The following is an 18,790-nucleotide window of genomic DNA, read 5'->3' as shown; positions in this document are numbered from 1 at the left end:
CGGGCAACTTTTCATGACCACAGGCGAACAGGCGAAGATAGGTAATATCGATCTGGTAAAGCAGTTAAACAGCGCGGTAGTGTACCGGCTCATCGACCAGCAAGGTCCGATCTCCCGGATACAAGTCGCCGAACAGAGCCAGCTTGCGCCCGCCAGCGTCACGAAAATCACTCGCCAACTGCTGGAGCGCGGGCTGATTAAAGAAGTCGATCAGCAAGCCTCCACCGGGGGTCGCCGGGCAATTTCGATTGTGTCGGAGACCCGCCCTTTTCATACCATCGCGGTCCGCCTCGGACGCCACGACGCTACCATCGCGCTCTACAATCTGGAAGGGCGACAGCTGGCGGAAACGCACTATACCCTGCCGGAGAAGACGCAGGAGACGGTAGAAACCGCACTCTTCAAAGCGATAGATCACTTCATCAGTCAGCATCAAAACCGCATTCGCGAACTGATCGCTATTTCCGTGGTGCTGCCGGGACTGGTTGACCCTACCGCCGGTCTGGTCCGCTACATGCCGCATATCAACGTCGACAACTGGCCGCTGGTGGAACATTTGCAAGAGCGCTTCGAGGTCAACTGCTTTATCGGCCACGACATTCGCAGCCTGGCGCTGGCCGAACACTATTTCGGCGCAAGCCGCCAATGTCAGGACTCCATCTTGATTCGGGTGCATCGCGGCACCGGCGCGGGGATCATCGTCAATGGGCAGATTTTTCTCGGCAGCAACGGCAACGTCGGCGAAATCGGTCATATTCAGATCGATCCGCTAGGGGATCACTGCCACTGCGGCAATTTTGGCTGTCTGGAAACCGTGGTATCCAACTCCGCCATTGAGCAGCGCGTTCTGCATCTGCTGAAACAGGGTTACCCCAGCAAGCTCACCGAGGAAACCAGCCAGATCGCGCCGATCTGTCTGGCCGCCAACCGTGGCGATGCGCTCGCGCATGAAGTGATTGAACATGCAGGATTGTATCTGGGCAAGGCTATCGCTCTGACGGTCAACCTATTCAACCCGCAGCAGGTCGTGATCGCCGGGGAAGTGACCGAAGCGGCGAAAATTTTGCTGCCGGCTATCCAGCGCTGCATCAATACGCAGGTATTGAAGGACTTTCGCAATAACCTGCCCGTCGTGGTTTCCGAACTGCATCATCTGTCCGCCATCGGCGCCTTCGCGCTGGTCAAACGGGCGATGCTTAACGGTACGTTGCTGATCCGGCTGCTGGAAAAAGAGTAAGCGCCGATTAAGGCCATAAGGCCGAATTATGGAATCACCAAAAAAAGGCGCATCCCGTAAATGCATTTTATGGAATGTTTATTATATTGCGCTAAATATTAAGTATTCCTCATCATGAATGCTTTTTTCATTAAAGGTTATTGAACTCAAGTGCCATTTTGATGCTAAATCTTCGTTACTGACACAGCAGCGGTACACACAGCGCGGTCATTCGGCATAGAAACATCGCTCCATCCACTGCTGGCAACACCTCATTTATTTGACTCGCGACCACTCGCGAGATCGGCGAATCAAGGAGCTTCATTTTATGTGTTCTATTTTTGGTGTGCTTGATCTGAAAACCGACCCGGTTGAACTGCGTAAAAAAGCGCTGGAGCTGTCCCGCCTGATGCGCCACCGCGGCCCGGATTGGTCCGGCGTCTATGCCAGCGATAAAGCGATTCTGGCGCATGAGCGTCTTTCTATCGTTGATGTCAACACCGGCGCTCAGCCGCTGTACAACAAGTCACGCACCCACGTTCTGGCCGTCAACGGCGAAATTTATAACCATCAGGAACTGCGTGAGAAATACGCCGACCGTTACGAATTCCAGACCGGTTCCGACTGTGAAGTCATTCTGGCTCTCTATCAGGAAAAAGGACCGGAATTCCTTGACGAGCTGTACGGCATGTTCGCCTTCGCGCTGTACGACAGCGAAAAAGATGCTTACCTGATCGGCCGCGACCATCTGGGCATTATCCCGCTGTATATGGGCTACGACGAACACGGCAACTTCTATGTCGCGTCCGAAATGAAATCGCTGGTGCCTGTATGCCGCACGATCAAAGAATTCCCGGCTGGCAGCTACCTGTGGAGCCAAGAAGGTGAAGTTCGCGAGTACTACCGCCGCGATTGGTTTGACTACGAAAACGTTAAAGACAACGTGACGGATAAAGAACAACTGCGCGACGCGCTGGAAGAGTCGGTTAAAAGTCATTTAATGTCTGATGTTCCTTACGGCGTTCTGCTGTCCGGCGGACTGGATTCCTCTATTATTTCCGCCATCACCAAAAAATATGCGGCTCGCCGTGTGGAAGATGATGCGCGCAGCGAAGCCTGGTGGCCGCAGTTACACTCTTTCGCCGTCGGTCTTAAAGGCGCGCCGGATTTGAAGGCGGCCAAGCAGGTGGCTGACCATCTGGGCACCGTGCACCACGAGATCAACTTTACGGTGCAGGAAGGCCTGGATGCCATCCGCGATGTGATTTACCACATCGAAACTTACGACGTAACGACCATTCGCGCGTCCACGCCGATGTATCTGATGTCCCGTAAAATTAAAGCGATGGGAATCAAAATGGTGTTGTCCGGCGAAGGCGCCGACGAAGTGTTTGGCGGCTACCTTTACTTCCATAAAGCGCCTAACGCCAAAGAGTTCCACGAAGAAACCGTGCGTAAACTGCTGGCGCTGCATCAGTACGACTGCGCCCGCGCCAACAAAGCGATGTCCGCATGGGGTGTTGAAGCCCGCGTTCCTTTCCTGGATAAGGCGTTCCTCGACGTGGCGATGCGCGTTAACCCGAAAGACAAGATGTGCGGCAACGGCAAAATGGAAAAACACATCCTGCGCGAGTGCTTTGAGTCATACCTGCCGCACGACGTGGCATGGCGCCAGAAAGAGCAGTTCTCCGACGGGGTCGGTTATAGCTGGATTGATTCTCTGAAAGAGATCGCTGCGGAGCAAATTTCCGACCAGCAGATGGAAACCGCGCACTTCCGTTTCCCGTACAACACGCCGACGTCTAAAGAAGGCTACCTGTACCGTGAGATCTTTGAAGAGCTGTTCCCGGTTCCCAGCGCTGCAGAATGCGTTCCCGGAGGACCGTCCGTCGCCTGCTCTTCCGCCAAGGCGATTGAGTGGGACGAATCCTTCAAAAAGATGGACGATCCGTCTGGTCGCGCCGTAGGCGTGCACCAGTCAGCCTACTAACCGTCGATTTCACGGTTCTCACACTAAACGGGCCTCCAGAGGCCCGTTTTTCTTATCGATGATGGCAAAAAAAACGGCCTTTTGACGCTTTTCTGTTCATACTGTTCATAACCCAGACAAACGGCCGCCGACAGGCCATTTTCGGGAAAAAATGTGTTGACGGTTCAAAGTCAACTACGCATAATGCGCCCCGCAACGCCGATGAAGGTGACGCGGAAAAGATGGCTACGTAGCTCAGCTGGTTAGAGCACAGCACTCATAATGCTGGGGTCACAGGTTCGATTCCCGTCGTAGCCACCATCTTTTTTGCGGGAGTGGCGAAATTGGTAGACGCACCAGATTTAGGTTCTGGCGCCGCAAGGTGTGCGAGTTCAAGTCTCGCCTCCCGCACCATGTAATCTTCTAGGTCAAGCAACGTTTTATTGGGGTATCGCCAAGCGGTAAGGCACTGGGTTTTGATCCCAGCATTCCCAGGTTCGAATCCTGGTACCCCAGCCAATTTTAGTGAGACACTTCATTAGAAGTGCAACCCGTTGGGGTATCGCCAAGCGGTAAGGCACCGGATTCTGATTCCGGCATTCCCAGGTTCGAATCCTGGTACCCCAGCCAAACATTCGTCACGAAGAAACTTTCTTCTGACAAATAGCAGTACAAAGGCTACGTAGCTCAGCTGGTTAGAGCACAGCACTCATAATGCTGGGGTCACAGGTTCGAATCCCGTCGTAGCCACCATATTATTGGGGTATCGCCAAGCGGTAAGGCACCGGATTCTGATTCCGGCATTCCCAGGTTCGAATCCTGGTACCCCAGCCACGAATACAAAAAAGCCTGCTTATGCAGGCTTTTTTGTTGCTGGTAATTCGTCCTAAATCGCGTTGACTCATTCCAGTCGCAATGCGGTAATCACCCACCCAACATTTTCGACGCTGCGACCGTTACATCAGTCGGCATTTCGCCAACGCTTATCCCTTCTTTCTCTATCGGTATTAATGCGCGACGGATTTGGAAAAGACGTTAATCACTATCACACCGGCAATAATCAGCCCCATGCCCAGCACAGCGGGTAAATCCAGACGCTGACCATAGATCGCCCAGCTAACGCCAGCAATTAATACAATTCCCGCACCGGACCAGATGGCATAGATGACGCCTGTCGGGAGCGTGCGCATCGTAATGGTCAGGCAGTAGAAGGCCACCGCATAAAACACCAGGGTAACGATGCTGGGCACCAAACGGGTGAAGCTATCCGATAGCTTAAGCGCCGTAGTGGCGATCACTTCAGCGACGATCGCTAAAAATAGATATAGATATGTCATCATTCTTTTCACACACATTTTTGTTGGATAAACGCGATGTTCAGCGCAGTACGGCGCACTGTACCGCGCCATGATTAAACGCGGCCTAGACCGGCCGCCTGAACTAAAGCCCCAGCGCGTACTTCAGCGCCTGCTGTTTCAGTTTACCCGCACGTTGAGCCGCCATCAGCGCCACATTCCTTGCCAGCGTCAGTGGAGCGAGGCGGTTGCTGAAAGCCCCGTAGAATAAATCCATCCCACTTTGCATCAGCAGATTGTCTGTCCTGCGCTGTTGCTGATAACGCTGAAGGACCGACGCCTCATACCAGCACTCGCCGCGGTCTCGCGCTTGAGAGACAACCGCCAGCAAGGCTGCGACATCACGGTAACCCAGATTCACGCCCTGCCCCGCCAGTGGGTTGATAGTGTGCGCCGCATCCCCCAGCAGCGCCAATCCCGGTGCCACGTAGCACTGGGCATGCCGACGAATTAACGGGAAGGCGCCCGCCGCCACGGCATTGACCCGCCCGGTACGCGCAGGAAAAGTTTCTGCGATTGCGTCGTCCATCTGCGCCATCGACAAGCTTTGCAACTGGCGAATGCGCTGCGGGCTGTCGTACCACACCAGCGATCCCCACTGATCGAACAAAGGCAAAAAGGCACGCGGGCCATCCGGCGTGAACTGCTGCCAGGTCACATCCTGCTGCGCCCCTTCCGTACGAACGCTGATTAACATACAAGACTGGCGATACTGCCAACCGCTGACGCCGATTCCCGCCCACTGGCGAACCCGCGACTGCGCGCCATCCGCGCCCACTACCAGCGTCGTTTCGACGACGGCGTCGTCATCCAGCGTCAGTCGCCAGACCGGCGCATCGTAATCCAACTGTTTAAGATGCCGCGGGCAGAGAAACGTCACTCCCTGAGTCTTTTCCAGCGACTGCCACAGCGCCAGTTGCAATACCCGGTTTTCGACCATGTAACCCAATTCCGGCAAGTTCAACTCGCTGGCGTCGAACGCGACTCGGGCGCTGTCCCATTCCCAGGTTTCCAGCCGCCGATAGGGCGCGCTGCGCATCTGTTCCACGTTCGCCCACGCTCCTAGCTGGCGTAACAGCGCCACGGAAGCATAGCCGATGGCGGATAGCCGCAAATCCGGCGGGCTTTCGGCATCAAACGCCGGCGGCGCTTCCTGCTCCACTAACGCCACCTGAAAACCATTTTGCGCCAATCCTAATGCGGCGGCGGCGCCCACCATACCCCCGCCGACAATGACTGCGTCAAAGTGCATACGTGCCCCACTATTCGCGATGAGAGTCCCGTGCATGACAGGAAGAGAATTAAGCACAGTTTACTGGATTTCAGCCGCTTTTATCAGAAAAGCGAAGATTGGCGCATGCTGGTCACAGCGGCGCCAAACGATTACAATACGCGCCCGCATCAAGGTAAAGCGTGTTCACCCGAACTGAGTAATGGCAAGTCGATGACAATGACAAAAAAACTGCATATAAAAACCTGGGGCTGTCAGATGAACGAATACGATTCATCCAAGATAGCCGGCTTACTGGAAAGCACTCACGGTTATGAGCTGACCGAAATCGCAGAAGAAGCGGACATTCTGCTGCTGAACACCTGTTCGATCCGTGAAAAGGCGCAGGAAAAAGTCTTCCATCAGCTTGGCCGCTGGAAAGCGCTGAAAGATAGCAATCCAAACCTGATCATTGGCGTCGGCGGCTGCGTCGCTTCCCAGGAAGGCGCGCACATTCGCGAACGCGCCCACTACGTAGACGTCATTTTCGGGCCGCAAACACTGCACCGCCTGCCGGAAATGATTAATCACGTGAACGGCACGCACAGCCCGATCGTTGACGTGAGCTTCCCCGAAATCGAGAAATTCGACCGTCTGCCGGAACCGCGCGCCGAAGGCCCGACCGCCTTCGTCTCCATCATGGAAGGCTGCAATAAATATTGTACCTTCTGCGTGGTCCCCTATACCCGCGGCGAAGAAGTCAGCCGTCCCTGCGACGATGTGCTGTTTGAAGTGGCGCAGCTGGCCGAACAGGGCGTGCGCGAAGTTAACTTGCTGGGCCAGAACGTTAACGCCTATCGCGGCGAAACCTATGACGGCAACATCTGCACCTTCGCCGAACTGATTCGTTTGGTGGCCGCCATTGACGGCATCGACCGCATCCGTTTCACCACCAGCCATCCGATCGAATTCACCGACGATATCATCAGCGTGTATGAAGATACGCCGGAGCTGGTCAGCTTCCTGCATCTGCCGGTGCAGAGCGGCTCCGACCGCGTGCTGACGATGATGAAGCGTCGTCATACCGCGCTGGAATACAAAGCGATTATCCGCAAGTTGCATAAAGCGCGTCCGGGCATTCAAATCAGTTCCGACTTCATCGTCGGCTTCCCCGGCGAGACTAAAGACGATTTTGAGCAGACCATGAACCTGATTGCCGACGTCAATTTCGACATGAGCTTCAGCTTCATCTATTCACCACGCCCCGGCACCCCAGCGGCCGATATGGTGGACGACGTCAGCGAAGACGAGAAAAAACAGCGTCTGTATCTCCTGCAGGAACGCATTACCCAGCAGGCAATGCGCTTCAGTCGACAGATGATGGGGACCGTACAGCGCGTGCTGGTCGAAGGGACTTCCCGCAAGAACGTCATGGAGCTTTCCGGCCGCACCGAAAACAACCGTGTCGTCAACTTCGAAGGGTCGCCTGAGATGATCGGCAAGTTTGTGGACGTGGAAATCGTCGACGTTTACCCGAACTCGCTGCGCGGCATACTGGTCCGCACCGAAGATCAAATGGGGCTACGCGTAATTGAATCGCCGGCGGCGGTCATCGCCCGTACCCGCAAAGAAAATGAGATTGGCGTTGGCATTTATCANCCCTGATACTCTCGCAACAACGGGCAGCCTTGGCTGCCCGAGTTCCCATCCCGATAATCCTGCCTTGTTTTTATGAAACTGCCCCCAATATCGGTAGTGCGACTTGCGCCTTTTCGGGTTAGCGATAAATAATCATGGTTATTCATGCATAGCTGGCGATCGCCAGTCGACGGGACTCCCGTCTCAATCCGTCCATTTTCCGGTTAAATACCAAGAGGAATAATTTGAACGTAACGACCAAAGAGATAACCCTCGAACCCGCGGACAATAAACGTTTACTCAGCCTGTGCGGCCCGTTTGACGACAATATCAAACAGTTGGAACGACGCCTGGGCATTGAAATCAACCGACGCGATAATCAATTCAAATTAGTCGGTACCGAACTTTGCGTTAAGGCGGCCGCCGATATCCTGCTGCATCTGTATGTTGATACCGCGCCGATGAAGGGCGCGAGCCAGGATATCGACCCAGAACAGATCCATCTGGCAATCAAAGAGTCCGGCGTTTTGGAGCAATCCGCCGACAGCGTGCCTGAATTCGGCAAAGCGGTGAACATTCGTACCAAACGCGGCGTCATCAAACCACGTACGCCCAATCAGGCGCAGTACGTCGCCCATATTCTCGATCACGACATTTCATTCGGCGTCGGACCGGCCGGTACCGGGAAAACCTATCTGGCGGTGGCCGCCGCCGTCGATGCGCTGGAGCGCCAGGAAATTCGCCGAATTCTGCTGACCCGTCCGGCGGTAGAGGCCGGTGAAAAACTGGGCTTCCTGCCGGGTGACTTAAGCCAGAAAGTCGACCCGTATCTGCGCCCGCTGTATGACGCGCTTTTCGAAATGCTGGGCTTCGAAAAAGTCGAGAAACTGATTGAACGCAATGTGATTGAAGTCGCTCCGCTCGCTTATATGCGCGGCCGCACGCTCAATGACGCCTTCATCATTCTGGATGAAAGTCAGAACACTACGATCGAACAAATGAAGATGTTCCTGACGCGTATCGGCTTCAATTCTAAAGCCGTCATCACCGGCGACGTGACGCAGATCGACCTGCCACGCAACCAGAAATCCGGGCTGCGGCACGCAATTGAAGTGCTGTCAGACGTCGAAGAAATCAGTTTCAACTTCTTCCACAGCGAAGATGTGGTGCGCCATCCTGTGGTCGCTCGTATCGTCAACGCCTATGAAGCCTGGGAAACGGCGGAGCAAAAGCGCAAAGACGCGCTGGCCGAACAGCGTAAACGCGAAGCGCTGCAAGCCGCCGGGCAGGAGCACAAATGAGTCAGGTCATTCTCGATCTGCAGATCGCCTGTGAAAACAGCGAGGGTCTGCCCTCAGAGGCTCACTTTCAGCGCTGGCTGGATACGGTGCTGCCGCAGTTTCAGGCGGAGTCGGAGGTGACTATCCGCATCGTCGATGAGGCGGAAAGCCATGAGCTGAACCACACCTACCGCGGCAAAGACAAGCCCACCAACGTGCTCTCCTTCCCGTTCGAAGCACCACCGGAAGTTGAACTCCCTCTGCTGGGCGACCTCATCATTTGCCGTCAGGTAGTGGAGCAGGAAGCGGCCGAGCAGGAAAAAACATTGGAAGAGCACTGGGCGCATATGGTGGTACACGGCTGCCTGCATCTTCTGGGCTATGATCACATTGAAGACAGCGAGGCCGAAGAGATGGAATCGCTGGAAACTGAGATCATGCAAGGGATGGGATACGCCGATCCTTATCTGGCAGAAAAATAAACGGTTACCGAGTTGCGTTAAATTCGGTATCTTACACAGCTATATGCCAGCGGCGGCTGAACACGACCGTTCCCCCGCTGGTTTTCTTACCCTAAACTGAGAGACGTTAACAGATACGCCATGAGCGACGACCATTCTTCCAACAGCGATAACCCCAGCCCCAAAAAGGGCTTCTTTTCTCTTATTCTCAACCAGCTTTTCCACGGTGAACCCAAAGATCGTAACGACCTGCTCACGCTGATTCGTGATTCGGAACAAAACGATCTGATCGATCCGGAAACCCGCGACATGCTGGAAGGGGTAATGGATATCGCTGAACAGCGGGTACGGGACATCATGATCCCGCGTTCGCAGATGATTACCCTGAAGCACAACCAAACGCTTGAAGAGTGCCTGGACGTGATTATCGAGTCCGCCCACTCCCGCTTCCCGGTCATCAGCGAAGATAAAGATCACATCGAAGGGATTTTGATGGCCAAGGATTTGCTGCCGTTCATGCGCAGCGATTCCGAACCGTTCAGTATGGACAAAGTCCTGCGCCCTGCGGTCGTCGTACCGGAAAGTAAACGCGTCGACCGCATGCTGAATGAATTCCGCTCGTTGCGCTATCACATGGCTATCGTCATCGACGAATTCGGCGGTGTTTCCGGGCTGGTCACGATTGAAGACATCCTGGAACTCATCGTCGGCGAGATCGAAGACGAATACGATGATGAAGAAGATCGCGACATCCGCCATCTGACCCGCCAGACGTATACCGTCCGGGCGCTGACACCGATTGAAGACTTCAACGAGTCCTTCTCTACCCAATTCAGCGACGAAGAGGTAGACACCATCGGCGGCCTGATTATGCAGGCATTCGGTCATCTGCCGGCTCGGGGGGAAACCATCGAGCTGGNCGGCTACCAATTCAAAGTCGCTATGGCAGACAGCCGCCGGATCATTCAAGTCCACGTCAGAATACCTGACCACGCTCCGCAACCCATATTGGAAAACTAGTCAGCTATGACTGTTGCTTCCCTGTTACAACGCCAGCAGAGCCGGATTCTGCTGGCGCTTTTATTCGGCGCCAGCGGCACGCTGGCATTTTCCCCTTTTGATATCTGGCCCGCCGCGCTGGTCTCCCTGTTCGGTTTACAGGCGCTGACGCTGGGCCGCAGCGTCCGCCAGTCTGCCGCCGTTGGCTTTGCGTGGGGCTTCGGGCTGTTCATCAGCGGCGTACAGTGGGTGTATGTCAGCATCGCTAACTTCGGCGGGATGCCCGGCCCCATTAACGTGGGTCTGGTCATTCTCCTGGCGCTTTATCTCGCGCTGTATCCCATGATGTTTGCCGGGATACTGACCCGTCTCTGGCCTAAAACAAATCTGCTGCGTGTCGCCGTCGCTGCGCCCGCGCTCTGGCAGTTGACCGAGTTTCTGCGTGGCTGGGTGCTGACAGGCTTTCCGTGGCTACAGTTCGGCTATAGCCAAATCGATGGCCCGCTCAAAGGTCTGGCGCCGATTCTCGGCGTGGACGCCATTACATTCGTGCTGGTACTCATCAGCGGCCTTCTGGCGCTGGCATTGTCTACTCGCCGCTGGCAGCCGGCCGTCGTCGGAGCCGCGGTCCTGATGCTGGTATGGCCGCTGCGAGGTATCGACTGGTTCAAGCTGGAACCCGACCGCACCGTCAATGTCGCACTGGTGCAAGGTAATATCCCGCAGTCCCTGAAATGGGACCCCGATGAGCTGCTGAACACGCTAAAAATCTATCTGGACAGCAGCCTGCCCGCGATGGGAAAAGCGCCGATCATCATTTGGCCGGAGNCGGCGATCCCCGACATTGAATCCCGCCAGCAGGCGTATTTGCATTTGGTCGATCGCGCACTGCTTGAGCGCCATAGCAGCCTGATCACCGGCATCGTCGACGTCCGCCCCAAAGACAACGACGCAGACTATTACAACAGCATCATCGTTCTGGGTGACAAGCAGCCTTATCGCTACCCCACCGGCAACCGCTACAACAAGCACCACTTGGTGCCTTTTGGCGAGTTTGTGCCGCTGGAAACCCTGCTACGCCCGTTAGCGCCGCTGTTCGATCTGCCGATGTCGTCATTCAGTCGCGGCAGCTATGTGCAACCGCAGCTGGAAGTCAGCGGCTACCGGCTCACCGCCACGATTTGCTACGAAATCATCCTGGGTCAGCAGGTACGGGACAACTTCCACGAAAACACCGACATGCTGCTCACCATCTCCAACGATGCGTGGTTCGGTCACTCGATCGGTCCGTGGCAGCACTTCCAGATGGCGAGAATGCGCGCGCTGGAGCTGGGGCGTCCCTTGCTGCGCAGCACGAACAACGGCATTACGGCCGTCGTCACGCCGAACGGCGACGTCAGCGCCTCGCTGCCGCAGTTCACGCGTGATGTGCTGGAAACCTCCGTCACCCCGGCGACCGGCATGACGCCTTACGCGCGTTGGGGATCATGGCCGTTGTGGACGCTGACGCTGCTGTTCGGCTTCTGCGCCATTTTCTCTCCCCTCATCCGCCGCCGCTGACCCTCCTCCCGTCATCGGACATCGTGAATAAGAAAGGGCATGCTTAGCATGCCCTTTTTAACTCCTGGCATATTAATTGCTAAAACCTATGCGACGCGGCCAACCTGGCGTCTTTTAAGAGTGTCTGATCCTACGCAGCACGGATTCGGGGCAGCGATAGCACCAAAGTAGTGCCAAGCCGACCAAGTGCTGCAATTTAGTGCAGATCAACTCTCAAAAAAGAGACATAGCGGCCTCAGATTGTTAACAGTTGGCTTTTTTTAACGATGTAGCTGTTTATTTGCGCTTTCGCGGTGCACCCGCAAAGCGCCACTCATTGATTAGCGCCATCACAACAGCAAAGGAGTTAGCACATGCAATTGCGTAAACTGGCACTTTCACTACTTCTGGCAGGTACGGCGGCAGGCAGTCTGGCTCATGCGGAAGAGCTGACCGGCACATTGAAGAAAGTGAAAGACAACGGGGTCATCGTTATCGGACACCGCGAATCTTCCGTTCCTTTCTCTTATTACGACAACCAGCAGAAAGTCGTTGGCTATTCCGAAGCCTATTCAGACAAGATCGTTGAAGCCGTCAAAAAGAAAATTGGTGCGCCAAACCTTCAGGTCAAACTGCTTCCTATCACCGCGCAGAACCGCATCCCGCTGCTGCAAAACGGCACTTACGACCTGGAGTGCGGTTCCACCACCAATAACCTGGAGCGTCAGAAACAGGCCGACTTCTCCAACACCATCTTCATCATCGGCACCCGTCTGATGACCAAAGTGGATTCCGGCATCAAGGATTTCCCGGACTTGGCCGGTAAAACCGTCGTGGTGACTTCTGGAACCACCTCTGAAGTCCTGCTGAACAAGATGAACGACGAGAAGAAAATGAAAATGCGCATCATCAGCGCGAAAGACCACGGCGACTCCTTCCGCACTCTGGAAAGCGGTCGAGCGGTAGCCTTTATGATGGATGATGCTCTGCTGGCGGGCGAACGCGCCAAGTCAAAAAATCAAAATCAGTGGGTCATTCTTGGACAACCGCAGTCCAAAGAGGCCTATGGCTGCATGATGCGTAAAGACGATCCGCAATTCAAAGCGCTGGTCGACGAAACCATCGCCCAGATCCAGACGTCAGGTGAAGCCGAAAAATGGTTTGATACCTGGTTCAAGCAGCCTATTCCGCCGCGCAATCTGAACCTGAACTTCGAACTGTCTGACGATATGAAAGCCTTGTTCAAAGCACCTAACGACAAAGCCTTTTAAGCTGCATACATCACAAGATAATCGGTTCAGGCATTTCGATTGCTGATTTGCGAACATGCTGGCGGGCTCGGGTCAGTCGCTCCCTGTCCTGAGCTCCAGACCGTTCACAAGTCTTCGGGTAGCCTAGACGGCTACCCTTTTTACCGGAGTTTTTTATGTCAACAGATTGGAATTGGGGTATTTTCCTGCAATCCGCTCCATTCGGTAATACCACTTACCTTGGATGGATTATTTCCGGCCTACAGGTGACCGTCTCACTATCCCTGTGCGCCTGGGTCATCGCATTCCTGCTGGGTTCGCTGCTGGGAATTATGCGTACCGCGCCCAACCGTTTCATTTCAGGCATCGGCACCTGTTACGTGGAGCTGTTTCGTAACGTCCCGCTCATCGTTCAGTTCTTTATCTGGTATCTCGTGGTTCCCGAACTGCTGCCGGTCGAACTTGGCATGTGGTTTAAAGCGGAGCTGGACCCGAATATTCAGTTCTTCCTGTCGTCCATGATCTGCCTCGGCATGTTCACGGCCGCACGCGTCTGCGAACAGGTTCGCGCCGGCATTCAGTCTCTGCCCCGCGGCCAGAAAGCCGCCGGTCTGGCGATTGGCCTAACGCTGCCGCAGACCTACCGCTACGTGCTGTTGCCCAACGCCTATCGCGTCATCGTTCCGCCATTGACGTCAGAGATGCTCAACCTGGTCAAAAACTCCGCGATAGCCTCGACGATCGGCCTGGTCGACATGGCCGCGCAGGCGGGCAAGCTGCTCGACTATTCCGCGCATGCCTATGAGTCTTTCACGGCGATTACGCTGGCCTATATCGCCATCAACGCCATCATCATGTTGCTGATGCAGGTCGTTGAACGAAAAACCCGTTTGCCGGGCAATATGGGGAGCAAATAAGAATGTATGAATTTGACTGGAGCTCGATCGCTCCCAGCCTGCCTTACCTGCTGCAAGGCCTTGGCGTCACGATTAAAATTACGGTGATTGCCGTCATTTTCGGTATTCTCTGGGGAACCCTTCTCGCCGTCATGCGGCTGTCTTCGTTCAAACCCATCAGCTGGTTTGCCAAACTGTACGTAAACTTGTTCCGTTCCGTACCGTTAGTCATGGTGCTGCTGTGGTTTTACCTGATTGTGCCAAGCTTTTTACAAAATGTGCTTGGGCTGTCGCCGAAAACCGATATTCGGCTAGTTTCGGCTATGGTAGCCTTCTCCCTGTTTGAGGCGGCCTACTACTCTGAAATCATTCGCGCCGGGATTCAGAGTATCGCGCGCGGCCAGGCTTCCGCCGCATTGGCGCTGGGCATGACGCACTGGCAGTCCATGAGACTGGTGATTCTGCCTCAAGCTTTCCGGGCAATGGTTCCGCTACTGCTGACTCAGGGTATTGTTCTGTTTCAGGACACCTCTCTGGTGTACGTGCTCAGTCTGGCCGATTTCTTCCGCACCGCCTCCAGCATTGGCGAGCGCGACGGAACGCAGGTTGAGATGATTCTGTTTGCCGGGTTTGTTTATTTTATTATCAGCATCTGCGCATCAATGCTGGTTAATTATCTGAAGAAAAGGACGGTTTGATGATTTCCCTGAAAAATGTTTCTAAGTGGTACGGTCAATTTCAGGTACTTACCGACTGCTCCACAGAAGTCAAAAAAGGTGAGGTAGTCGTCGTTTGCGGCCCTTCCGGCTCCGGTAAATCGACCCTCATCAAAACCGTTAATGGACTTGAACCCATTCAGGAAGGGCAGATTGAAGTTAATGGCATCGCCGTCAACGACAAACGCACTAATCTGGCCCAGCTTCGCTCTAAAGTCGGCATGGTATTCCAGCATTTTGAGCTGTTTCCGCATCTGTCGATCATCGACAACCTCACCCTGGCGCAGGTCAAGGTGCTCAAACGTGAGCGTGAACCTTCGCGTGAAAAGGCCAGGAAACTGCTGGATCGCGTCGGTCTCTCCGCGCACGCGGACAAATATCCGGGACAGCTTTCCGGCGGCCAGCAGCAGCGTGTGGCTATCGCCCGTGCGCTGTGCATGGACCCCATCGCGATGCTGTTCGACGAACCGACCTCCGCGCTTGACCCGGAAATGATTAATGAAGTGCTGGACGTGATGGTCGAACTGGCGCAGGAAGGGATGACCATGATGGTCGTGACCCACGAAATGGGCTTTGCCCGCAAAGTGGCGCACCGGGTCATCTTTATGGACGAGGGCAAGATTGTCGAAGACACCCGCAAAGAGGACTTCTTCACCAATCCCAAGTCCGAACGCGCTAAAGACTTTCTGGCGAAAATCCTGCACTAATACACGAGTTCAGCGCAGTGCATCACTACATAACGTCAGCGCTCTGACCCAAAAAATCCCGGCAGCCGATGCCGGGATTTTTTTACATCTATGGCGACCGTGGGAATGAACGCCGGAAACCTCGTGTGCGTGACGTTCTCGCTAGGGCTGGAAGGGCTGGCGATGAAATTGGTCGTGCGAACATTTCGGGCAGCGCGGCAGGACCTCCGGGGTATAAAAAGTCAGATGGTAGTGGCAGTTTTCGCACACCAGATTGCCCAGCCCGACCACCTCCCCGCTATGATAGACGCCGTGGTGGTTGACGTCCTGAAACATCTCCCGCCACTCCAACTGCGTTTTGTCCGTGATGTCCGCCAGCTCCTGCCACAGGCTTTCCTTGATGACGCGCATAAAAATGCTGTCGGTGATTTCGTCGCGGCTTTCCTCATAGCTACGTGCGAACTCAGCGAGATCGCGCCGGATGGCCTGCAGGATCTGTTCGCCTTCCTGCTGCGTCAAAGCATTATCCTCTGCAATATGGCGGCGCGCATGATCGATAAGCTTCGCCACATCACGCTCTCCCCCGTGCAAACGCGCGGTGATATCCGACATTAACGTCTGGTAGTAACGGCCTACTTTATTCATTGCGACTCCTCAACAAACCGGGTGGGATGATGCGTGCGCTACGATTCTCGTCGCCGGACGACACCATGCTGACATCTGCACATAGGATGACTTCAGTGTAGATGATTTTCATGTTCAAACCGCAGGCGGTGTCGCACTCCGCACTTCCCCGTCGTTTTGTCGCAATCAGAAGCACGAGCGGGCCGTCGCTGATGAACAGGCAAGGCAGAAATCCGTCCCGGACGACCTCAAGGTGTTGTTGCCCAAGACGCTTATCAGCTATGCTATGCGGATCTTTTAGTATGCACAATGGGCTACAAACGTAGCCATTATCACTACCCAAAGGACCACTGGCAGCCATGCACGAGCAATACCGCCCAGATGAAATAGAAGCGCAAGTCCAGCTTCACTGGCAAGAAAAACAAACCTTCAAAGTGACCGAAGACTCCAGCAAGGAAAAATACTATTGCCTTTCCATGCTGCCTTACCCTTCTGGCCGACTCCATATGGGACACGTCCGTAACTACACCATCGGCGATGTCATCTCACGCTATCAGCGCATGCTCGGTAAAAACGTGCTACAGCCTATCGGCTGGGACGCCTTTGGTCTGCCGGCGGAAGGCGCGGCGGTCAAGAATAAAACTGCTCCCGCCCCCTGGACCTACGACAATATCGAATACATGAAGAACCAGCTAAAACTGCTGGGCTTCGGCTACGATTGGGATCGCGAGATCGCCACCTGCAAACCTGACTACTATCGCTGGGAACAGTGGTTCTTCACCAAGCTGTACGAAAAAGGCCTGGTCTACAAGAAAACCTCCGCCGTCAACTGGTGTCCGAACGACCAGACCGTACTGGCCAACGAACAGGTCATCGACGGCTGCTGCTGGCGTTGTGACAGCAAAGTGGAACGCAAAGAAATCCCGCAGTGGTTCATCAAGATCACGGACTACGCGGACCAGTTGCTGAACGACCTGGATACGCTGGAAAGCTGGCCGGAGCAGGTCAAAACCATGCAGCGCAACTGGATCGGCCGTTCCGAAGGCGTCGAAATTACCTTCGACATCGCGGACAGCGATCGCCAGATGACGGTTTACACGACGCGCCCCGATACCTTCATGGGCGTGACCTATGTCGCCGTCGCTGCAGGGCATCCTCTGTCTCTGCTGGCCGCAGAAAAAAATCCTGCGCTGAATGACTTCATCGAAGAGTGCCGCAATACCAAAGTGGCCGAAGCCGACATGGCGACGATGGAGAAAAAAGGCATGGCGACCGGTCTGTACGCCATCCATCCGCTGAACGGCGAAAAAGTACCGGTATGGATCGCAAACTTTGTGCTGATGGAATACGGCACCGGCGCGGTCATGGCCGTACCGGCTCACGACCAACGCGACTGGGAGTTCGCCACCAAATACGGGCTGCCGATCAAACAGGTTATTCAGGCCGCGGAAGGCCAAGACGTCGACCTGTCCGCTCAGGCGCTGACGGAGAAAGGACGCCTGTTCAACTCCGGCGAATTCGACGGTCTTGATTACGAAGAAGCCTTCAAGGCCATCGCCGACACGCTGGTTGAGAAAGGCGTTGGTCAGCGCAAGGTCAACTACCGACTACGCGACTGGGGCGTTTCCCGTCAGCGTTACTGGGGCGCGCCGATCCCGATGGTTACGCTGGAAGACGGCACGGTCATTCCGACGCCTGAAGATCAGCTGCCGGTCAAACTGCCTGAAGATGTGGTCATGGACGGCATCACCAGCCCGATCAAAGCCGATCCTGAATGGGCGAAAACCACGGTCAACGGCCAGCCAGCGCTGCGTGAAACCGATACCTTCGATACCTTCATGGAATCGTCCTGGTACTATGCGCGCTACACCTGCCCGCAGTTCGACGAAGGCATGCTGGATCCCGCCGCGGCCAACTACTGGCTGCCGGTCGACCAGTATGTTGGCGGCATCGAACACGCCATCATGCATCTGATGTATTTCCGTTTCTTCCACAAACTGCTGCGCGACGCCGGTCTGGTCAACTCCGACGAACCTGCGAAACGCCTGCTGTGTCAGGGAATGGTGCTGGCAGACGCGTTCTACTACGTCGGCCAAAACGGCGAGCGCGTGTGGATCTCTCCGGCCGACGTGACCGTTGAGCGCGATGAGAAAGGCCGTATCGTGAAAGCGTTCGACGCCGAAGGCCGCGAGGTGATTTATGCCGGCATGAGCAAAATGTCGAAGTCGAAAAACAACGGCATCGACCCGCAGGTCATGGTGGAAAAATACGGCGCGGATACCGTACGTCTGTTTATGATGTTCGCTTCCCCGGCGGAAATGACGCTGGAGTGGCAGGAATCCGGCGTGGAAGGAGCCAACCGCTTCCTGAAACGCGTTTGGAAACAGGTGTTGGATCATACCGCTAAAGGCGCTGTTCAGCCGCTGGACGTCGCGAAACTGACGGACGATCAGAAAGCGCTGCGCCGCGACCTGCACAAAACCATCGCCAAGGTCACCGACGATATTGGTCGTCGTCAGACGTTCAATACCGCCATTGCCGCTATCATGGAACTGATGAACAAGCTGGCGAAGGCTTCTCAGGAAAGCGAGCAAGATCGCGCCCTGACTCAGGAAACGCTGCAGGCCGTCGTCCGCATGCTGTATCCGTTCACCCCGCATATCTGCTTCACGCTGTGGCAAGAGCTGCACGGCGAAAGCGATATCGATAACGCGCCGTGGCCGGTCGCGGATGAACAGGCTATGGTTGAAGACTCGAAGCTGGTCGTGATTCAGGTCAACGGCAAAGTCCGCGGCAAAATTACCGTTGCGGCCGACGCCAACGAGCAGCAAGTTCGTGAACGCGCTGCAGAAGAACCGCTGGTGGCCAAGTATCTTGATGGCGTAACCGTGCGGAAAGTGATTTACGTCCCTGGAAAACTGCTTAACCTGGTTGTGGGTTAAGGCGAGGAG

Annotated in this window: 15 protein-coding genes and 6 tRNA genes; 18 read left to right on the top strand and 3 right to left on the bottom strand. The window is 55.1% G+C overall.

Annotation, left to right across the window (positions count from 1 at the left end; translation table 11 throughout):
- The first annotated feature begins 13 nt into the window (after positions 1 to 13).
- The 8 genes from nagC to SB13_RS03090 all read left to right on the top strand — a co-directional run bounded on the left by nagC (position 14) and on the right by SB13_RS03090 (position 4,019).
- Positions 14 to 1,237 carry a DNA-binding transcriptional regulator NagC gene (nagC, locus tag SB13_RS03125; RefSeq protein ID WP_026738950.1) on the top strand — a complete coding sequence of 408 codons (1,224 nt, stop codon included), beginning with the start codon at positions 14 to 16 and terminating at the stop codon, positions 1,235 to 1,237.
- Positions 1,238 to 1,544: 307 nt separating this feature from the next.
- Positions 1,545 to 3,206 carry an asparagine synthase B gene (asnB, locus tag SB13_RS03120; protein WP_026738949.1) on the top strand — a complete coding sequence of 554 codons (1,662 nt, stop codon included), beginning with the start codon at positions 1,545 to 1,547 and terminating at the stop codon, positions 3,204 to 3,206.
- A 223-nt stretch (positions 3,207 to 3,429) separates the two neighbouring features.
- Positions 3,430 to 3,506 (top strand) — tRNA-Met (locus tag SB13_RS03115).
- Positions 3,507 to 3,514: 8 nt separating this feature from the next.
- Positions 3,515 to 3,599: transfer RNA gene (locus SB13_RS03110), tRNA-Leu, on the top strand.
- A 30-nt stretch (positions 3,600 to 3,629) separates the two neighbouring features.
- A tRNA-Gln gene (locus tag SB13_RS03105) sits at positions 3,630 to 3,704 on the top strand.
- Positions 3,705 to 3,740: 36 nt separating this feature from the next.
- A tRNA-Gln gene (locus tag SB13_RS03100) sits at positions 3,741 to 3,815 on the top strand.
- 46 nt (positions 3,816 to 3,861) lie between these two features.
- Positions 3,862 to 3,938 (top strand) — tRNA-Met (locus SB13_RS03095).
- A 6-nt stretch (positions 3,939 to 3,944) separates the two neighbouring features.
- Positions 3,945 to 4,019 (top strand) — tRNA-Gln (locus tag SB13_RS03090).
- A gap of 173 nt (positions 4,020 to 4,192) precedes the next feature.
- On the opposite strand, the gene SB13_RS03085 is transcribed toward SB13_RS03090, so the two are convergent.
- Together SB13_RS03085 and ubiF are read right to left on the bottom strand one after the other, a co-directional pair.
- The gene (locus SB13_RS03085) at positions 4,193 to 4,525 is read right to left on the bottom strand and encodes an SMR family transporter (protein WP_072000195.1); all 333 of its coding nucleotides are present in this window, start codon (positions 4,523 to 4,525) and stop codon (positions 4,193 to 4,195) included.
- 100 nt (positions 4,526 to 4,625) lie between these two features.
- The gene (gene ubiF / locus SB13_RS03080) at positions 4,626 to 5,792 is read right to left on the bottom strand and encodes a 3-demethoxyubiquinol 3-hydroxylase (protein ID WP_026738947.1); all 1,167 of its coding nucleotides are present in this window, start codon (positions 5,790 to 5,792) and stop codon (positions 4,626 to 4,628) included.
- Between the two features lie 198 nt (positions 5,793 to 5,990).
- Here ubiF and miaB point away from each other — a divergent pair, with 198 nt between their 5' ends.
- The 9 genes from miaB to SB13_RS03035 all read left to right on the top strand — a co-directional run bounded on the left by miaB (position 5,991) and on the right by SB13_RS03035 (position 15,236).
- Complete coding sequence (miaB, locus tag SB13_RS03075; RefSeq protein WP_026738946.1) at positions 5,991 to 7,415, top strand: tRNA (N6-isopentenyl adenosine(37)-C2)-methylthiotransferase MiaB; 1,425 nt, start codon at positions 5,991 to 5,993, stop codon at positions 7,413 to 7,415.
- Positions 7,416 to 7,633: 218 nt separating this feature from the next.
- The gene (locus tag SB13_RS03070) at positions 7,634 to 8,689 is read left to right on the top strand and encodes a PhoH family protein (RefSeq protein ID WP_026738945.1); all 1,056 of its coding nucleotides are present in this window, start codon (positions 7,634 to 7,636) and stop codon (positions 8,687 to 8,689) included.
- A complete protein-coding gene (ybeY, locus tag SB13_RS03065; protein ID WP_026738944.1) occupies positions 8,686 to 9,150 on the top strand; it encodes an rRNA maturation RNase YbeY in 465 nt (154 codons plus the stop codon). Before SB13_RS03070 ends, ybeY begins: the two co-directional genes overlap by 4 nt.
- 120 nt (positions 9,151 to 9,270) lie before the next feature.
- The gene (gene corC / locus SB13_RS03060; protein ID WP_026738943.1) at positions 9,271 to 10,149 is read left to right on the top strand and encodes a CNNM family magnesium/cobalt transport protein CorC; all 879 of its coding nucleotides are present in this window, start codon (positions 9,271 to 9,273) and stop codon (positions 10,147 to 10,149) included.
- 6 nt (positions 10,150 to 10,155) lie between these two features.
- Complete coding sequence (lnt, locus tag SB13_RS03055; protein ID WP_026738942.1) at positions 10,156 to 11,688, top strand: apolipoprotein N-acyltransferase; 1,533 nt, start codon at positions 10,156 to 10,158, stop codon at positions 11,686 to 11,688.
- 353 nt (positions 11,689 to 12,041) lie between these two features.
- Complete coding sequence (locus SB13_RS03050; RefSeq protein WP_026738941.1) at positions 12,042 to 12,938, top strand: glutamate/aspartate ABC transporter substrate-binding protein; 897 nt, start codon at positions 12,042 to 12,044, stop codon at positions 12,936 to 12,938.
- 155 nt (positions 12,939 to 13,093) lie between these two features.
- Complete coding sequence (locus tag SB13_RS03045) at positions 13,094 to 13,834, top strand: amino acid ABC transporter permease (RefSeq protein WP_026738940.1); 741 nt, start codon at positions 13,094 to 13,096, stop codon at positions 13,832 to 13,834.
- Positions 13,835 to 13,836: 2 nt separating this feature from the next.
- Positions 13,837 to 14,511, top strand: coding sequence for a glutamate/aspartate ABC transporter permease GltK (gene gltK, locus SB13_RS03040; RefSeq protein WP_026738939.1), 675 nt, complete (start codon positions 13,837 to 13,839; stop codon positions 14,509 to 14,511).
- Positions 14,511 to 15,236 carry an amino acid ABC transporter ATP-binding protein gene (locus SB13_RS03035; protein WP_026738938.1) on the top strand — a complete coding sequence of 242 codons (726 nt, stop codon included), beginning with the start codon at positions 14,511 to 14,513 and terminating at the stop codon, positions 15,234 to 15,236. Before gltK ends, SB13_RS03035 begins: the two co-directional genes overlap by 1 nt.
- A 141-nt stretch (positions 15,237 to 15,377) precedes the next feature.
- Here SB13_RS03035 and SB13_RS03030 read toward each other — a convergent pair whose 3' ends face one another.
- Positions 15,378 to 15,860 (bottom strand): zinc ribbon-containing protein, encoded by a 483-nt coding sequence (locus SB13_RS03030; protein WP_026738937.1) that lies wholly within the window; start codon positions 15,858 to 15,860, stop codon positions 15,378 to 15,380.
- A gap of 338 nt (positions 15,861 to 16,198) precedes the next feature.
- On the opposite strand from SB13_RS03030, the gene leuS reads away from it, so the two are divergent.
- Entirely contained in the window at positions 16,199 to 18,781 is a 2,583-nt protein-coding gene (leuS, locus tag SB13_RS03020; protein WP_026738935.1) for a leucine--tRNA ligase, read from the top strand.
- The last annotated feature ends 9 nt before the right edge of the window (positions 18,782 to 18,790 follow it).

Origin of the sequence: Lonsdalea quercina subsp. quercina (assembly GCF_000688695.1) — a bacterium.
Taxonomy (GTDB): Bacteria; Pseudomonadota; Gammaproteobacteria; order Enterobacterales; family Enterobacteriaceae; genus Lonsdalea; species Lonsdalea quercina_D.
This window is presented reverse-complemented; position numbering and strand designations above follow the sequence as displayed.

Bases quoted from the DNA above. Each gene is read 5' to 3' on its own strand.
- asnB (WP_026738949.1), top strand. From the start codon at position 1,545: ATGTGTTCTATTTTTGGTGTGCTTGATCTGAAAACCGACCCGGTTGAA.
- leuS (WP_026738935.1), top strand. From the start codon at position 16,199: ATGCACGAGCAATACCGCCCAGATGAAATAGAAGCGCAAGTCCAGCTT.
- SB13_RS03085 (WP_072000195.1), bottom strand. From the start codon at position 4,525: ATGATGACATATCTATATCTATTTTTAGCGATCGTCGCTGAAGTGATC.
- nagC (WP_026738950.1), top strand. From the start codon at position 14: ATGACCACAGGCGAACAGGCGAAGATAGGTAATATCGATCTGGTAAAG.
- SB13_RS03030 (WP_026738937.1), bottom strand. From the start codon at position 15,860: ATGAATAAAGTAGGCCGTTACTACCAGACGTTAATGTCGGATATCACC.
- SB13_RS03050 (WP_026738941.1), top strand. From the start codon at position 12,042: ATGCAATTGCGTAAACTGGCACTTTCACTACTTCTGGCAGGTACGGCG.
- SB13_RS03045 (WP_026738940.1), top strand. From the start codon at position 13,094: ATGTCAACAGATTGGAATTGGGGTATTTTCCTGCAATCCGCTCCATTC.
- SB13_RS03035 (WP_026738938.1), top strand. From the start codon at position 14,511: ATGATTTCCCTGAAAAATGTTTCTAAGTGGTACGGTCAATTTCAGGTA.
- gltK (WP_026738939.1), top strand. From the start codon at position 13,837: ATGTATGAATTTGACTGGAGCTCGATCGCTCCCAGCCTGCCTTACCTG.
- ybeY (WP_026738944.1), top strand. From the start codon at position 8,686: ATGAGTCAGGTCATTCTCGATCTGCAGATCGCCTGTGAAAACAGCGAG.
- ubiF (WP_026738947.1), bottom strand. From the start codon at position 5,792: ATGCACTTTGACGCAGTCATTGTCGGCGGGGGTATGGTGGGCGCCGCC.